This window comes from Arthrobacter sp. zg.Y820, from assembly GCF_030125555.1.
Lineage (GTDB): Bacteria > Actinomycetota > Actinomycetes > Actinomycetales > Micrococcaceae > Arthrobacter_B.
In genome coordinates, this window is sequence record NZ_JASKLX010000009.1 from 433,619 (window position 1) to 449,096 (window position 15,478).

The 15,478-nt window shown below is 65.2% G+C and carries 13 protein-coding genes; 6 read left to right on the forward strand and 7 right to left on the reverse strand.

Translation table 11 applies throughout. The features are described 5' to 3' along the window. The first annotated feature begins 59 nt into the window (after positions 1-59). The gene (locus QNN99_RS11015; protein WP_229966488.1) at positions 60-971 is read left to right on the forward strand and encodes a DMT family transporter; all 912 of its coding nucleotides are present in this window, start codon (positions 60-62) and stop codon (positions 969-971) included. An 81-nt stretch (positions 972-1,052) separates the two neighbouring features. On the opposite strand, the gene QNN99_RS11020 is transcribed toward QNN99_RS11015, so the two are convergent. Beyond that, on the reverse strand, positions 1,053-2,018 hold the full coding sequence (locus QNN99_RS11020; RefSeq protein WP_229966489.1) for a hypothetical protein: 966 nt from the start codon (positions 2,016-2,018) through the stop codon (positions 1,053-1,055). 171 nt (positions 2,019-2,189) lie between these two features. On the opposite strand from QNN99_RS11020, the gene QNN99_RS11025 reads away from it, so the two are divergent. Then, a complete protein-coding gene (locus QNN99_RS11025) occupies positions 2,190-2,732 on the forward strand; it encodes a peptidylprolyl isomerase (protein WP_229966490.1) in 543 nt (180 codons plus the stop codon). A 216-nt stretch (positions 2,733-2,948) separates the two neighbouring features. After that, positions 2,949-3,665, forward strand: coding sequence for a rhomboid family intramembrane serine protease (locus tag QNN99_RS11030; RefSeq protein ID WP_331461782.1), 717 nt, complete (start codon positions 2,949-2,951; stop codon positions 3,663-3,665). A gap of 1,458 nt (positions 3,666-5,123) precedes the next feature. Here the strand turns inward: QNN99_RS11030 and QNN99_RS11035 are convergent. Further along, positions 5,124-5,375, reverse strand: coding sequence for a cell division protein CrgA (locus QNN99_RS11035; RefSeq protein ID WP_229966492.1), 252 nt, complete (start codon positions 5,373-5,375; stop codon positions 5,124-5,126). A 213-nt stretch (positions 5,376-5,588) separates the two neighbouring features. Between QNN99_RS11035 and QNN99_RS11040 the strand changes: the two genes are divergently transcribed. The 3 genes from QNN99_RS11040 to QNN99_RS11050 are packed head-to-tail and all read left to right on the forward strand — an operon-like array spanning position 5,589 to position 7,235. Beyond that, complete coding sequence (locus QNN99_RS11040) at positions 5,589-6,395, forward strand: class E sortase (RefSeq protein WP_229966493.1); 807 nt, start codon at positions 5,589-5,591, stop codon at positions 6,393-6,395. Position 6,396: 1 nt separating this feature from the next. Next, positions 6,397-6,567, forward strand: a complete 171-nt coding sequence (locus QNN99_RS11045) for a hypothetical protein (protein ID WP_229966494.1) — start codon at positions 6,397-6,399, stop codon at positions 6,565-6,567. Between the two features lie 5 nt (positions 6,568-6,572). Next, positions 6,573-7,235, forward strand: coding sequence for an aminodeoxychorismate/anthranilate synthase component II (locus tag QNN99_RS11050; RefSeq protein ID WP_229966495.1), 663 nt, complete (start codon positions 6,573-6,575; stop codon positions 7,233-7,235). Here the strand turns inward: QNN99_RS11050 and pknB are convergent. Genes pknB through QNN99_RS11075 form a run of 5 tightly spaced genes read right to left on the reverse strand, consistent with a single transcriptional unit; the run spans position 7,232 to position 15,436 of the window. Further along, positions 7,232-9,157 (reverse strand): Stk1 family PASTA domain-containing Ser/Thr kinase, encoded by a 1,926-nt coding sequence (gene pknB / locus QNN99_RS11055; RefSeq protein ID WP_229966496.1) that lies wholly within the window; start codon positions 9,155-9,157, stop codon positions 7,232-7,234. The genes QNN99_RS11050 and pknB overlap by 4 nt on opposite strands. Before the next feature lie 6 nt (positions 9,158-9,163). Continuing rightward, complete coding sequence (locus QNN99_RS11060) at positions 9,164-11,083, reverse strand: protein kinase domain-containing protein (RefSeq protein WP_229966497.1); 1,920 nt, start codon at positions 11,081-11,083, stop codon at positions 9,164-9,166. Further along, positions 11,080-12,534 (reverse strand): peptidoglycan D,D-transpeptidase FtsI family protein, encoded by a 1,455-nt coding sequence (locus tag QNN99_RS11065; RefSeq protein WP_229966498.1) that lies wholly within the window; start codon positions 12,532-12,534, stop codon positions 11,080-11,082. Before QNN99_RS11065 ends, QNN99_RS11060 begins: the two co-directional genes overlap by 4 nt. After that, a complete protein-coding gene (locus tag QNN99_RS11070; RefSeq protein ID WP_229966499.1) occupies positions 12,531-13,949 on the reverse strand; it encodes an FtsW/RodA/SpoVE family cell cycle protein in 1,419 nt (472 codons plus the stop codon). The genes QNN99_RS11065 and QNN99_RS11070 overlap by 4 nt, the downstream gene beginning before the upstream one ends. Beyond that, on the reverse strand, positions 13,949-15,436 hold the full coding sequence (locus QNN99_RS11075) for a PP2C family protein-serine/threonine phosphatase (RefSeq protein ID WP_229966684.1): 1,488 nt from the start codon (positions 15,434-15,436) through the stop codon (positions 13,949-13,951). The genes QNN99_RS11070 and QNN99_RS11075 overlap by 1 nt, the downstream gene beginning before the upstream one ends. Positions 15,437-15,478 lie beyond the last annotated feature (42 nt).

Genomic DNA, 15,478 nt, shown 5'->3' on the forward strand with positions numbered 1-15,478 from the left:
TTTAACCCTCGAGCTGCCGCGTTCCGTAACTCTCCGCCGGGTCACCTATTGTTGCTCTTGTGACCGTTTTACTCGCCGTGATCGGCGTCCTTGGAGTATCAGCTTCCGGCCCCATCATGGCAGCCACGGCAGCCCCCGCCCTGGCCATAGCCTTTTGGCGCAACGCCCTGGGCGCGGTGGTCATGGGGGCACCGGCGGTGCTGCGCAATCCGGGAGGTTTCGCCCGCCTGACCCGCGCCGAGACCAAATGGACTGCCCTGGCATCAGTTGCCCTGGCCCTGCACTTCGCCTGCTTCATCACCGCACTGCAGCTCACCTCGGTGGCTGCGGCGACGGCCCTGGTCTGCCTGCAGGCGGGATGGATCGCGCTCTTCAACCTGTTCCGGGGCATTCCGGTCGCTCCCCGGGTGCTGGCGGGGCTGGGAGCGGCCCTTGCCGGCGTCATCGTCATCACGGGCTTTGACCTGGCGCTGTCCCGCGATGCGCTCATCGGAGACCTGCTGGCCGTGGCCGGCGGGGCGCTGGCCGGGCTGTACACCATCGCCGGAGGCAAGGCCCGGGCGACCATGAGCACCGGCACCTACACCTCGCTCTGCTATGGGCTGTGCGCAGCACTCCTGCTGGTGCTGTGCGCGGCCTTCGGGCAGCCGCTGGTGTCCTTTGAACCGGCCGCGTGGGCGGGAATCCTGGCCGTGACCGTTGTGGCCCAGCTGCTGGGCCACACCGTGTTCAACCATCTGCTGGCAGTGATCTCGCCGCTGGTGGTTTCCATGATCATCCTGTTGGAGATTCCCGGTGCCGCCATCCTGGCCGCGGTGTTCCTCGGCGAGCAGCTGCCGGCGGGAACCTACGCCGGGCTGGCGCTTATCCTGGCCGGCCTCGCCGTCGTCGTAACCGGGCAGGGGCGCCGCTCCCGGGCCCAGGCGCTTCCGCCGGCGCCGCCCGCCCTGGGCGGAGACATCGGGGACTGAACCGACGCAGCACGCAAAGGAGGGCTCCCGCGAATGCGGGAGCCCTCCTTTGGCTAAGCGAACTGCGGTGAAGCTACCGGGTTATTCGGCGGTCTTCTCCGAGGGCTTGTCGGCGTGTGCACCGGAGGTCTTGGCAGCGTCAGCAGCCTTCGAAGCGGCTTCCTTGCTGTGCTTGGCGGCCTCCGCGCCCTTTTCACCGGACCGTGCAGCGGCGCGCTCCGCGGCCTCCTTGATGCTGGCAACGGTCTCCTTGGTCTCCTTCGCGGATTCCTTGCCGTTGGAAGCAGCCTTGTCGGCATTGCTGACAGCGGGCTTGGGAGCCGGGGTCACGGGAGCCGTCGGAGCGGGAGCCGTCGGTGCGGCGGCGGGCTTGGCAGCGGCGGGCTTGGGCTCGGGAACCGCAATGGTCTCGGGCTTAGCCGGTGCCGGCGTCTTCCACGGATCCTCCACCGGGCGCGAGGCGCGCCACGCGGCGGCGCCTGCAGCCACGGCTGCTGCGATGATGCCGAAGATCAGCCAGCCCTTGCCGCCGCCCTTCTGGCTCTTGCGGGCGGCCTTGGCTGCCTGAGCGGCTGCCTTCCGGGCCTTCTTCAGCGCCTTCTTGTTGCCGGTTGCCTTGGCAACCGCCGTCTGAACCGGAATCGAAGCGGCACCCAGGCTGCGGGTTACCGTAGCCGAGGCATCACCGATGCGGGTGGAGAGGCTGGGAATGTAGTCCTCCACAACCTTGTCCCGCGCTCCGTTGATAGCCGGAGTGGCGCGGTCCAGGGTGTGCTGGATGCGGGGGGTGGCTTCGTCCACGGTTTTGCTGATCCTCGGACCGACCTTCTGGAGGCCTTCCTGGATGCGGGGGGTGACCGTTGCTACTCCAGCGGCAACACCGTCTCCGACCTTCTGGAGGCCTTCCTGGATCTTGGGTGAGGCGGTCTCGATGCCCTTTTCGATGCGGGGCACTGCCCAGTCACGAGCAGCTTCCACCTTCGGTGCAGCCCAGTCACGTGCGGTCTCTACGCCTGCAGTGACATTGGATTCAAAGTCACGGGCCATGCGGTCCTTCTTCTTCAAAACTACCTCCCGGGATAGTGACGGTTCATCCTTACCCTACGTTGACTTGGCGGATGCGTGCTATTGATGCTCCGGGCGGGGCGGACTTTTCACTGTGCGCTGAACCGGGCAATTTCCGCCCGCCGGCGCGTTCGCCGTGGAAGAATGAAATATATGACTGCTATTCCTACCGCACTTGCAACCATCCACACGTCCATGGGCGACATCAAGGTCAACCTCTTCGGCAATCACGCGCCCAAGACGGTTAAGAACTTTGTTGGCCTGGCCACCGGCGAGATCGAGTGGACCGACCCGGCAACAGGAGAGAAGACCAGCCGCCCGCTGTATGACGGCACCATCTTCCACCGCATCATCAAAGACTTCATGATCCAGGGCGGCGATCCCCTGGGCCGCGGCACCGGCGGACCGGGCTACCAGTTCGACGACGAGATCAACCCCGACCTGGATTTCTCCACCCCGTACAAGCTGGCCATGGCCAACGCCGGTGTGCAGATGGGCCGTGGAACCAACGGATCCCAGTTCTTCATCACCTCCGTCCCCACCACCTGGCTGCAGGGCAAGCACACGATCTTCGGCGAAGTAGCCGACGACGAGTCACGTGCACTGGTTGACCAGCTCAACGCCGTCGCCACCGACATGCGCGACAAGCCGGCCGAAGACGTAGTTATCAACAGCATCACTGTCGAACAGCTCTAACCCGTTCACGGATGCCCCGGTCGGATTTTTCGGCCGGGGCCTTTCGTCCATCTGGCCTCATTTCTCTTTGGGAGTACCGCAATGTCATATGGAGTGCCTGCTGAAACACCGGCCTCACAGGTTCCCGTCTGTCCGCGGCACCCGGACCGGATCAGCTACATCCGCTGCCAGCGCTGCGGCCGCCCGGCCTGCCCGGAGTGCCAGCATGCTGCGCCCGTGGGCATCCAGTGCGAGGACTGCTTCCAGGAGAGCCGCCGGCAGGCCCCCGCGTACCGGACGCCCTACGGCGGAAAGGTCGCCCAGGGCAAGCCCGTCGTCACGATCACGCTGATGGCTGTCTGCGCGGTGTTCTTCATGGTGCAGTTCCTGTATCCGCCCTTCACCTCGCTCCTTTGGTACGCGCCCGTCCTCACCGGCGTTGAACCCTGGCGGATGCTGTCCTCGGCATTCCTGCATTCCCCCGGAGGCGTCCTGCACATCGCCTTCAACCTCTACGCCCTGTGGTTCCTGGGACAGGGGCTCGAGCCGCAACTGGGCCGGCTCCGTTTTGCGCTGCTGTACCTCATCTCGGCGCTGGGAGGATCGGTGGGCGTGCTGGCGCTCAGTCCGCTCTTCCAGGCTGTGGTGGGAGCGTCCGGGGCAATCTTCGGCCTCTTCGGCGCCCTCCTGGTGGTCCTGCTGCAGCGGCGGGCCAGTGTGCGGTCGGTGCTGATCCTGCTGGCCGTCAACTTTGCGCTGGGATTCTTCGTCCCCAACATTGCGTGGCAGGCGCATCTGGGCGGGCTGCTGACCGGCGCCGCGTGCGCCGCCGTCCTGGTTTACGCACCCAAGGGCAAAAACCGGTCGCTGGTGCAGTTTGCCGGCCTCGCCGGGATTGTTGTGGTGCTGTGCGTCATTTCCGCCGTACTGGCCGGGGCCAAGGGCCTGATCTAAGGCTGGCTTAAGCCGGTGCGGCAGTGCGCCGGTTCGGGCGGTTCGGCAGTGGTGCCTGTTAGGGCCTTGGCCGGGCGCTGCCCTGATCGGTGATCCGCGCCCCTGCCCGGCGCACCCGCTTAGGAGCCTTGTTCCGCGCCCTGGCCACCCGCTTCGGTGCCCTGTTCCGCATCTCTGGCCGGTTCCCTGACCAACAGGAGCGTGCCGTTCCAGGGTCCCCGCCCCGCGGAGCTCCGGTGATCCACAGCGGGCCGGGCGTTATCCACAGAGATACCCACAGTGTTAATAACTTGTGGTGATGAGACATGGCCAAACGGGGTTGATCGCCGTCGTCTGTCGGCAAAATCCGCGCCGGTTAAGGGGCCTGGGAGGGATAGGGTACAGCCCGGACCGGATCCCGGCTTCACCGGCGAACCCGGAAGTGGTCGACTCCGGTTCCCTGAGATCACAAGTTATCCACAGGCTGTAGGGCCAATTGTAAACAGGTTATCCAGAGGCAAAACTGAGTTACACACATGTAATTCCACAGCTGTGGATAACTCCTGTGCCTATGATGCCGGTGATTTTTGCCCCAACGGGACGAAAAGTTACGCACACCTGTGGATAACTCTGTGCACAGTGTGTGCACAAAGGTTCTGCACAGGGCCCCGGGTCTTGGTGCCGCTGGGTTGCAGCGGCCTCATTTCCGGTTCCGCGGCGGCAACCCGACCCCGCGGAGGTTTCCCGCACTCGTTCCCACCCGTTGTTACCTGGTGTGGCTGGTGTGATCCCAGGACGGCTCATGTGCCCCAAAGAGTGGGAATCCGTGCTCGGCTTGTGGCCTTCGGGCCGGCCACATGAGGCTGGCGTGTGGCTTTGAGCCGGGATTTGGGACTGCCGGTGATTGTGGCTGGGACCCTAGGGCTGGGCTCGTGCCTCTGCCAGGGAAGTGGCGGTCGGGTTTGTGCTTGTGACTGGTACTGGGCGGCCGGGCTCGTGCTTCTGACTGGTACTGGGTGGCCGGGGCGCGCTTCTGGCAGGGGAGCAGCGGCAGGGCTGTGGTTTTTGGTCCCGGCTCCACCCTCGTGCAGGTTTCCCGCACTGGTTCCCAGCCTTTGTTACCTGGTGTGGCTGGTGTGACCCCACGACGGCTCATGCCCCAAAGAGTGGGAACCTGTGGCGGGGCCGGCTCGGCCTGTGGCCATGAATCTGTGGCTGGCAACGCTGCTGAATGCAAGCACTTAAAGGGACGGCGCCAAACGATGCTCGGCAAAGCTCGAGGGCCTGAGCCCGGTGTAATACCGCGCTCAGGCCCTCGTCGCTGAACTTCTATTTGGCTGGTGAGACTTCCGGTGCCCTACGCAAAGGCGTCGCCCATGCAAAGGTGTCACCCACGCGAAGGCGGACCCCCGGAAAGGGACACCCTGCAAGGTGGCCCGAACCAACGGATGACGCCGGGGATGGTGGCGGGATGTGCCGTCAGCGCCAGCGGGTGGTCATCAGGAAGCCGACAATGGCGATACCGAAGCCCACCAGGATGTTCCCTGCGCCCAGTTCGGGGATGGGGAACCGGCTCTCGGAAATGTAGAACACGATAATCCACAGGAGACCGATGATCATCAGGCCGAACATTACCGGCTTGTACCAAACCGGGTTGGGCTTGGGTGCAGAGCTTGCCTTGGCGGCGGGTGCTGCGGTGGCGGGCTTCTTGCGGGACTTTGACTCGGGCACGGATCCTCCTGGCGGAACCGGCTCTCTGAATGCCGGCGTATACGGTCATGGCGGGGCCGCTGGTGCAGTGCTGCCGCATCGGGCTGCTGCCCGGCTGTATCCTGACTGGGGGCTGCCACCGCACCTGGCTGTTTCCCTTGTACTCATCGTAGCGAATGGCGGAGCTCATCCGTGCCGCCGCACGCCAGTCCGGTCTAGAACGAAAAGGGAACCATGGCGACCTCCAGCAGGGCAACACACGCGCGAAGGAGCTCTGCCGGTTCCCGTTCCCGCGGACGCAGCCGCAGCCAGCAGGTCATCCAGGTGTTCGGAGAACTCCTGATCACTCTCGGACTGCTCCTGGTCCTCTATGTCGTGTGGGAACTCTGGTGGACCAATATCGACGCCAACAACAAGCAGGAACAGGCCGTTGGCAGCTTGTTCTCGGAATTCGATGGACCGGTTGCTCCGGTGCCGGAGGCGGCCGCGGAGGCGGCCGGCCCCGATTACGGCGACCCGGCTGTGTTGCCTGCCATTGAGGAAGAAGGACGCACCTTTGCCGTGGTCTACATTCCACGTTTCGGCGACACCTACTCCCGTCCCGTAACCAGCGGTGTGGGGACAGCGGTGCTGGATTCGCTCGGGCTTGGACACTATCCTTCGACGGCCATGCCCGGAGAAGTGGGAAACTTTGCCCTTGCGGGCCACCGCCAGACGCACGGGCAGGTTCTGGACGCCATCCATACCCTGGTGCCGGGGGACAAAATCTATGTGCAGACCAAGGACGGGTACTACAGCTACGTCTACCGCAACAACCAGATTGTCCTGCCGGACCGCGTGGATGTCATTGCGCCCGTACCAACACAGCCCGCTGCGGTGCCGACCGAGCGCTTTTTGACCCTCACCAGCTGCAACCCCCGCTTCGGGGCGGAGGAACGGATCATTGCCTACGCACTGATGGAGTCCTGGCAACCGCTGTCCGCCGGTCCGCCGGCCGAGATTGCCGCCCAGGTTGCCCACAACGCGGAAGGAGCGCGCTAAAATGTACGCTTGGATCTTTCGGAATCTGCCGGGCCCTCTCTGGGTCCGCATCCTTACCGCGCTCGTGCTGATCGCCGGCGTGGTGCTGCTCCTCATGAACTACGTGTTCCCGTGGTTCTCCGAATACAGCTTCCTTAGCCCCCTCACCGATTCCACGATTGGCGGTTCCTAGACCACATGAGCAGTATTCGAATCCTGGTCGTCGACAACTACGACAGCTTTGTGTACACGCTGGTCGGCTACCTGCAGCAGCTGGGGGCCGAGACCACGGTGGTGCGCAACGACGACGTCACCCTGGCCGAGGCGGTCGAGCTGGCTGCCGCCCGCGACGGAGTGCTGGTCTCCCCGGGGCCCGGAGCCCCGGCCGAGGCGGGTGTGTGCGTTGAGCTGATCCGCTGGTGCGGAGAAAACAACAAGCCGATGCTGGGCATCTGCCTCGGGCATCAGGCACTGGCCGAAGCCTACGGCGGGACTGTGACCCACGCTCCGGAGCTCATGCACGGCAAAACGTCGCTGGTCCGGCACGAAGGCACTGATGTGTTCCAGGGCCTGCCGAGCCCGGTCACCGCCACGCGGTACCACTCGCTGGCAGCAGTTGCCGACACCATCCCGGCGGAACTCGAGGTGACCGCCCGGACCGACAGCGGAATCATCATGGGTCTCCGCCACGCTTCGGCGCCCCTCTCCGGTGTGCAGTTCCACCCCGAATCAGTGCTCACCGAAGGCGGCTACCAGATGCTGGGGAACTGGCTCGAAGGACTGGGCCTGGCTGGAGCGGCAGCACATGCCGCCACCCTCAGCCCGCTCATGTCGACTGCTGCGGACCCCCTGCCGCGCTAGTCGTCCTTCTTCTTCTTCCCCTTCGCCGTCTCCGACGGTTCCGGGGAGGCGCTCGGGTCGGGAGTGGGCTCCTCAGTGGGCTCCGGCGGAGCCTTAGCCACTGTCAGGGCGATAGTGCTGCCCTGTTCCACATCCATGCCGCCGGTGATGCTCTGGGCGGTGACCGTTCCGGGGACAGTCACAGCGTCCTCGACCTCGTTGACTGTGACCGTCAGCCCGTAGAGCGGGTCGGCCAGGATTGCCTGCGCATCCTCCAGCGAACGGCCGAGGAGATCCGGAACCGTGACGTTGCCGGTGGACAGCACCAGATCGACGGTGGTCTCCACCGGAACAGCCTCTCCGAGCCCAGGGGTGGTGGAGAGCACCCGGCCCGCCGGAACCACAGAACTGTTCGCCTCGGCTGTGGTTCCGCCCTGCAAGCCCAGGCTGCGGAGGGCATCACGCGCCTCGGGTTCGGTCATGCCCGCCAAATTGGCGGGAATCGTAACGGTTGACGGTCCCTGCGAAATGAAGAGGGTGACGTTGGCATCCAGCGGTGCATCGGTTCCCCCCTCCGGAGAGGTGCCGATGGCAAGGCCGGACTTAACCGTGTCGCTGTATTCCGGTTCGATGGTTGGCGGCCCAAAGCCGGCATCCAGGATGATGTTCAGGGCATCGGTCTGGGTCTTGGACTGGACATCGGGCATCACCGCAGTCACCGGGGCGGTTTCCTTGGGATTAATCAGGTTGAATGCCAAAACGGAACCGGCGCCCAAAAGCAGCAAAAGTCCAATGCAGACTGTGGTGATCCAGGCGCGCCGGCGGGCCTTCTGCTCCGGATCCCGGTCCCCGGTGTTGCCGATGGACAGCGAAGCCGGAGCATCGTCGTCGTCGTTTCCGTCCGGAGCGGTGGTGAGCGGGCCGCCGGAACGGACCCGGGCCATGGCCCGGGTGCGGGGTTCGTCCTCGATGGGGCTGACGTCGACGGCGGCGCGGGCCGGAGCCGAAACGGTCAGGGCCTCGGTGGCGGAGGTGTCGGGTGCCGGTTCAACGGCTGCTGCTCCGCTGCGCACGCGGAGCAGCGCGTCGCGGAACGCATGGGCGTCCTGATAGCGGTCCGCGCGGTCCTTCGCCAACCCGTGGTCCAGCACAGCGTCAAGCTCCGCCGCAATCTCGGCGTTAAAGCTGCTGGCCTTGGGCGGAGGTTCCCGGACATGCTGGTACGCCACGGAAACGGGACTGTCGCCGATGAACGGCGGCCGGCCCGCCAGCATTTCGAAGAGCAGGCAGGCGGCTGAATACAGATCGCTGCGGGCATCCACGGTTTCGCCGCGGGCCTGTTCGGGCGAAAGATACTGCGCGGTGCCGATGACGGCCTGGGTTTGGGTCATGGTCGCGGCAGAATCGGCCATCGCCCGGGCAATGCCGAAGTCCATGACCTTCACGCCGCCGTCGGCGGTCACCATGACGTTGGCCGGCTTGATGTCGCGGTGCACAATCCCTGAACGGTGACTGTATTCCAGCGCGGCAAGGACACCGAGCATGTACTCAATGGCCTTGTCGGTGGTGATCTCCCCGGCTTTGACCAGATCGCGCAGGGTCCGCCCGCGCACAAACTCCATCACGATGAACGGCAGGCGGACATCATCCGGCGTGGACCCTGGGGATTCCTGATCGCCGGTATCGTACACGGACACAATCGCCGGGTGGTTCAGCCCCGCGACAGCCTGTGCCTCGCGCCGGAACCGGGACTGGAACAGCGGATCGCGGGCCAAATCGGGGCGCAGGACCTTGATGGCCACGGAACGGCCCAGCCGAATGTCCCGGCCGAGGTACACATCGGCCATGCCGCCGCGGCCGATCAGCTCGCCGAGTTCGTAACGGCCGTTCAACACCCGCTCGGTATTCAGGGTGGGCTGTCCTTTGAGGAAATCTGCGCTCATGGTTGCTTATCCGGCCGAAGGGTTGACGCCGGTGGGTGATGCCGGAGGAATGACGCTGTTGGGTGTTGCCGGAGTGTTGACGCTGTTGGGTGCTGCCGGAGGAGTGATGCCGTTGGGGGCGGCCGGAACGGTGGCCGCAGTCGACGGCGTCGACGGGGTCGACGGGGTCGACGGGGTCGACGGGGTCGACGGGGTCGGCTCCGGCACGTTCGTTGGGGCAGGCTCGACCGTAGCCGGGCCCTCGGACGTGAAGTAGGTGACGGTTGATCCTTCCGGAAGGGGTGCACCCTCCGACGGGTTGACGGCCACCACGGTGCCCTCCGGCTGGTTGGAGGCCTGCGTGCCGCCGTTGACCGGGATCAGGCCGGCGGCACTGATCTGCTCCGCAGCGGCGGGTCCGGTCTGGCCCAGCAGTCCGGACGGAACAGTAGTGCTAGTGCTGGTGGGCGCCGGTGCAGGGCCCGTCGAGTAGGTTACGGTCACTGTTGTTCCCCGCGCTACCTGTCCTGTCGGATCCAGTGCAATAATCCGCCCCTCGGGAGCCTCAGACTCCACCGGATTCTCTGCAACATTCATACCCAAGCTCTCCAAACGCTCTCGAGCCAAATTGAAGTCCAGATCGCTAAAATCTTCGAGGTCAATGGTGACTAGATCGGTGTCCTCCGATTGCGTGGGGCTGGGGCTGGCCTGAGTAGTGGTGGCCGACGGCGCCGGCTGGGGATCGCCGTCGTTGTCTCCGGTGAGCAGGAAAGCGGCAATAACTCCGGCGATGATCAGCGCCAGCAGCACGGCGACCGGAATGACCCATGGGTTGCGGCGTTTGGCAGGGGCGTCGTCTCCGCCGTCCCCGTCCGAGGTGTCGACGTCGTCGACGTCTTCATCGGTCCACTCACGCGATGCGGCGAGTTCGCCGGTGGCGGCGTTCTCCGCGCCCACGGCCGCGCCCGCGACGGTGGGCAGCGCCGAGGTCGACGGCGCGGTGTTCACGGCGCGCGTGGCTGAGGTGCTGGTGGTGGGAACCGGTGCTGTGACGGCGTCGTTCAGGACAGTGGCGGCGCCGCCGCCGAAGAGGAGCATGCCGGGGACGGCGGCCTCGGCAGCGGGAATGTCACCGCGGCGGATGGCGGCAACGGCCCGTGCCAGCGCTTCGGCGTCGGCCGGGCGGTCGGCCGGATCCTTGGCCAGCATGGACATGATCAGCGCGCGGACCGGCAGCGGAATGCTCTCCGGCAGTGGCGGGGGAGTGTCGTTGACCTGGGCCAGGGCAATGGCAATCTGCGACTCACCGGAGAAGGGCCGGGTTCCGGCCAGCAGTTCGTAGCCGATGACACCGAGGGCGTAAATGTCACTGGAACCGGTGGCCTGCTGGCCGGTGGCCTGCTCGGGTGCAAGATACTGGGCGGTGCCCATGACCTGGCCGGTGGCGGTCAGCGGCACCTGGTCCGCAAGCCGGGCAATGCCGAAGTCGGTGATTTTGACCCTGCCGTCGGGCAGGATCAGCAGGTTTCCGGGCTTGACGTCGCGGTGGACCAGTCCCTGCTTGTGGGCGGCGGCCAGCGCCGTGGCGGTCTGACCGATGATGGACAGCGTGCGGTCCGGCGTCAGGCTCTTGTCGCGCTCAATGATGGAGGACAGCGGCAGGCCAGGAACCAGCTCCATGACCAGGTAGGCCGAACCCTCTTCCTCGCCGTAGTCGAAGACGTTGGCAATGCCCTCGTGGTTCAGCAGCGCCGTGTGGCGAGCCTCGGCCCGGAAACGGTTCAGGAAACCAGGATCCCCGGTGTATTCCTCCTTGAGGACCTTGATGGCAACAATGCGGCCCAGGACCAGGTCCCGTGCCTTCCAGACCTCACCCATACCGCCGATGGCGATACGGTCAGTGAGCTGGAATCTGCCGCCTAAGGTGATTCCCGATGTAGGCCTCACTTATTTAACACCGCCTCTAGGAGTTTCTGCGCGCTTGGAGTGGTCAGTTGGGATCCGGTGGTCAGGTCCACGTCTTCCATGACGATGGAGATGACCACTTCGGGGTCGTCAGCCGGAGCGAAACCGGTGAACCAGGCGTTGTCGCCCTTGCCCTCCACTTCCGCTGTGCCGGTCTTGCCGGCCACTTTGAAGCCCGGAACCTGCGCCGCGGAGGCGGTGCCGTTGTCCACGACGCCCACCATCCAGTCGGTGAGCTGGCGGGCGGTTTCCGGACTTACGGAGGTGTTCAGGACTTCCGGCTCCGGCTCGTCGATGATCGACAGGTCGGCGGCACGGACATTCCGGACAAGATTGGGCGTCATCTGCACGCCGTTGTTCGCGATGGCGGACGACATCATGGCGATTTCCAGGGGGGTTGCGGTGACGCTGTACTGGCCGATGGAAGCCTGCGCCAGCTGGGCCTGGTCCATTCCCGTGGGGAAGCCGCTGGGTGCCACTTCGTACATGCCGCGCTCGGGGAGGCTCAGCGCTTCGTTGAACCCGAACTTCTCGGCCTGCGACGCAATTGCCTCTTCACCGAGGTCCCAAGCGATTTGGGCGAAAACGGTGTTGCAGGACTGCTCCAGGGCGAACCCGATGGTTGCCTCGGACCGTACGCTGCAATTGCCGTTGGTGTAGTTCGGCAGGGAGATATTGGTGCCCGGCAACGGCAGCTCGTTCGGGTTGTCGATGAGGGTATCGGCGTTGTACTTGCCGGACTCGAGGGCAGCGGCGGCATCCACCAGCTTGAACACCGAGCCGGGGGCCAGTAACGACTGGGTCGCGGCGTTGCGGTAGGGGGAGAGGCCATCGACGGTGAGCAGTTCCTGCATGTTCTGCTCCACGACCGTGGTGTCGTGCCCGGCCAGAAGGTTGGTGTCATAGCTGGGCTTGGACACCATGGCCAGAATGTTTCCGGTCTTCGGATCCATCATGACGATGGAGCCCTTCTGCCCCTCGGGGATCAGGTCGTAAGCCATTTCCTGCAGCTGGGAATCGATCGTCAGTTCAACGGAGGCGCCCTGCGGCTGGTTGCCGGAAAAGACCTGCACCAGACGGTCGAAGAACTGCTGGTCACTGGTTCCGGTCAGTTCCTCGTCCATGACGCTTTCCAGCTGCGTGACTCCGGCCGTCAGGGAGAAGTACCCGGTCAGCTGGGAATACAGCTCCGGCTGGTGATAAACGCGCTGGTAGTTGAACTCGTCGTCAGAGGGCACCGATTCGGCGATCGGAGCCCCATCAACCAAAATCGATCCCCGGTTCTGGCCGAAGTTCTGGTAGATGGTGCGGTTGTTGTTCGGATCGGCGTTGAGCTCTTCGGCAGCAAAAAACTGGACGTAGGTCAGTGACCCAAGAATGAGGACAAACATGGCCAGGGCCACGATCCAGCTGTTGCGGATGGCTTGATTCATGAGCCGCTTACCTCCTGTTCCCTCTTGGACTTGCGCTGGACTGATCCCACCGGTGATTCCTGCATGGCCGGCACCATTGGGCCGGTCAGCGGACCGGTGGCCGCCGGGCGGCGGGCCGCCTCGGAGATCAGCAGCAGCAGCGCCACGATGATCCAGTTGGCCAGCAGTGAGGAGCCGCCCGCGGACATGAACGGCGTGGTCAGGCCGGTGAGCGGAATCAGGCGGGTGACGCCTCCGATCACCACGAAGCACTGCAGGGCAATGGTGAAGGACAGGCCGCAGGCGAGCAGCTTTCCGAATCCGTCGCGGGTGCCCAATGCGGCGCGGAAGCCGCGGGACACCAGCAGGACGTAGAGCAGCACGATCGCGAAGATGCCGATCAGGCCCAGTTCCTCGCCCAGCGCGGCGATGATCATGTCGGAGTTCGCATAGGTGACCAGGTCCGGCCGGCCCTGGCCGAGCCCGGTGCCGATGAGCCCGCCGCTGGCGAGCCCGTACAGGCCCTGCACCACCTGGTAGCTTCCGCCGCCGATTCGGGTGTACACCTCCGGGTCGAAGGCATTCAGCCAGCCGTCGATCCGCAGACCGACGTGGCTGAACAGCTGCATGGCGACATAACCGCCGGCTCCGAGCAGGGCGAGGCCGATCAGCACCCAGCTGACCCGGCTGGTGGCGACATAGATCATCGCCATGAAGAGGCCGAAGAACAGGATGGAGGAGCCGAGGTCGCGCTGGAAGACAAGCACGCCGATGCTGACAATCCAGGCCGCCATCATGGGGCCGAGGTCCTTGAAGCGGGGGAGCTGCAGCGGGCCGACCTTGCGCCCGGCCAGCAGGATCAGGTCACGGTTGGTGGAAAGATACCCCGCGAAGAATATGGCCAGCGTGATCTTGGCGATTTCACCGGGCTGGAAGGTGCCGATGCCGACGTTGATCCAGATCCGGGCGCCATTGATTTCCAGGCCCAGCGGGGTCAGCGGCAGCAGCAGCAGAATGGCGCTGACGATGAGCGAAATGTACGTGTAGCGGCGCAGGATCCGGTGGTCCTTGATCAGGAACAGGACGGCGACGGCGGCGGCCACGGCCACGGCGCTCCAGAGCAGCTGCCGGTCGGCCGCGTTGTCGTCCATGGCGATGTCCAGCCGGTGAATCATGGCGAGGCCGATGCCGTTGAGCGCCGTCACGATGGGAAGTATTACCGGATCGGCATATTTGGCCCGGAACCGCAGCACGATGTGGAAGACCAGGACCAGGCCCACCAGGGTGGCGCCCTGCGTCCAGAAATCGGAGTCGAAGGCCCGGTCCTGGTCCAGGCCGACCACCATGTTGGCGCCGACACCGACGGCCAGGGCGAGCAGCAGGAGCACGGCTTCGATGTTGCGCCGTGATTTGGGAACTGTCAGTACGTCACTCATTATTTCTGCCCTCCGCAGTCATCCGGAGTGGCAGCAGGCTTCGCGGCCGCCGACGGGCTGGCGGATGCCGTGGGTGTGGAGGCCGCGCCGGCTTTGGCGGGAGTGTTCGGAGCGGGCTCGCAGGCGCTTGCCTGGGCCGTTCCCCTGAGATCCTCGACGATTTGCTCGGCATGGAGCAGGTCCTTGGCAGGAATCGTGCCTTCGACCCGGTTGCGCTGGTATTCGGGCAGGCTGTCGACGGGGATGTCGGTCCGTTCAGTGACGGTGGACAGCCGGATCGGGCCCAGCGACTGCGAGACGCCGTTGTAGATGGCGACGTTGTTGTCGCTCGCTCCAACGTAGTAGCGCGTCTGGGTCCAGGTGTAGCCGACCCAGAGGACGGCTGCCAGCAGGACCGTTATCAGGGCCAGGATGGCGGGGACCAGCCAGCGGCGCTGCTTGGGCGGGTCCTGGTCCGGTGCCGGGTCCGTTTCGGGCGCGGCTTTGTGGGTGAGCAGGCGCGCGGCGCGGCGTTCGGCCGTCCGCTTGGTGACGATGGGGATCTGCCCGGTCTCGGTGGCGAGGGAGGCCGCCCCCACCAGGATGTGCGGGCGGGAGGAAAGGTCCTGCCGGATGAGGTCGGCACGGATCGGTTGATCGCCGAGGGCGTCGTCCAAGCCGTCGTCGTCGCCGGTTCCGGCCGGGAGGTCCCGCGCGTCGCCGGCGTCGGTCGCCCGTTCGTGGACGGCCGCCTGCAGCGACGAGCCGGCGGACAGCGCGCTCCGGGCCGCTGAGGAGGACTCCAGGGGAAGAACGGAATCATCGGGAACCTCGGTGATCTCAACTACCGCCACCGTCACGTTGTCCGGTGACCCGCCCGCGAGGGTGAGTTCGACCAGAATGTCGACGCAGCGCTGGAGGTCCCTGGTCTCCCGGAGCACGGCCTCGATGTCGGAGTCCCGCAGGACGGCCGTGAGACCGTCGGAACACAGGAGCCACTTCTCTCCGGCTTCCACCTCGAAGGTTGCCAGGTCAAGTTCCGGGCTGGCATCCACATCGCCGAGGACGCGCATGAGGACGTTTTTGTGCGGATGGACTTCAGCTTCGTCGGGACGCAGCCGGCCCTCGTCAATCAGTCGTTGGACGAAGGTGTGGTCGATGCTGATCTGCTCGAAGACGCCGTTTTTCAGCCGGTAGGCCCGCGAATCCCCGATATGGGCGAAAGCGAAGCGGTTCTCGTTCAGCAGCAGGGCGGTGACGGTTGTGCCCATTCCGGACAGCTGCGGGCTCGTGGTCACCAGCTCGGAGAGGAGGGAGTTCGCGGCCTGGATTTCATCCGCGAGGACGGTGAGGGGTTCGTCGTCGTGCGTTCCGCTGTCCAGATGGACCAGGTCCAGAACTGTGGAGGCAGACGCAACATTGCCGCCGGCATGACCGCCCATGCCGTCGGCGACGACGGCAAGATAGCGGCCGACATAGGCGGAATCGTCATTCTTCAAACGAACCATGCCCACATCGGACCGTGCTGCGTAGTTGAGCACCAGGGCCAC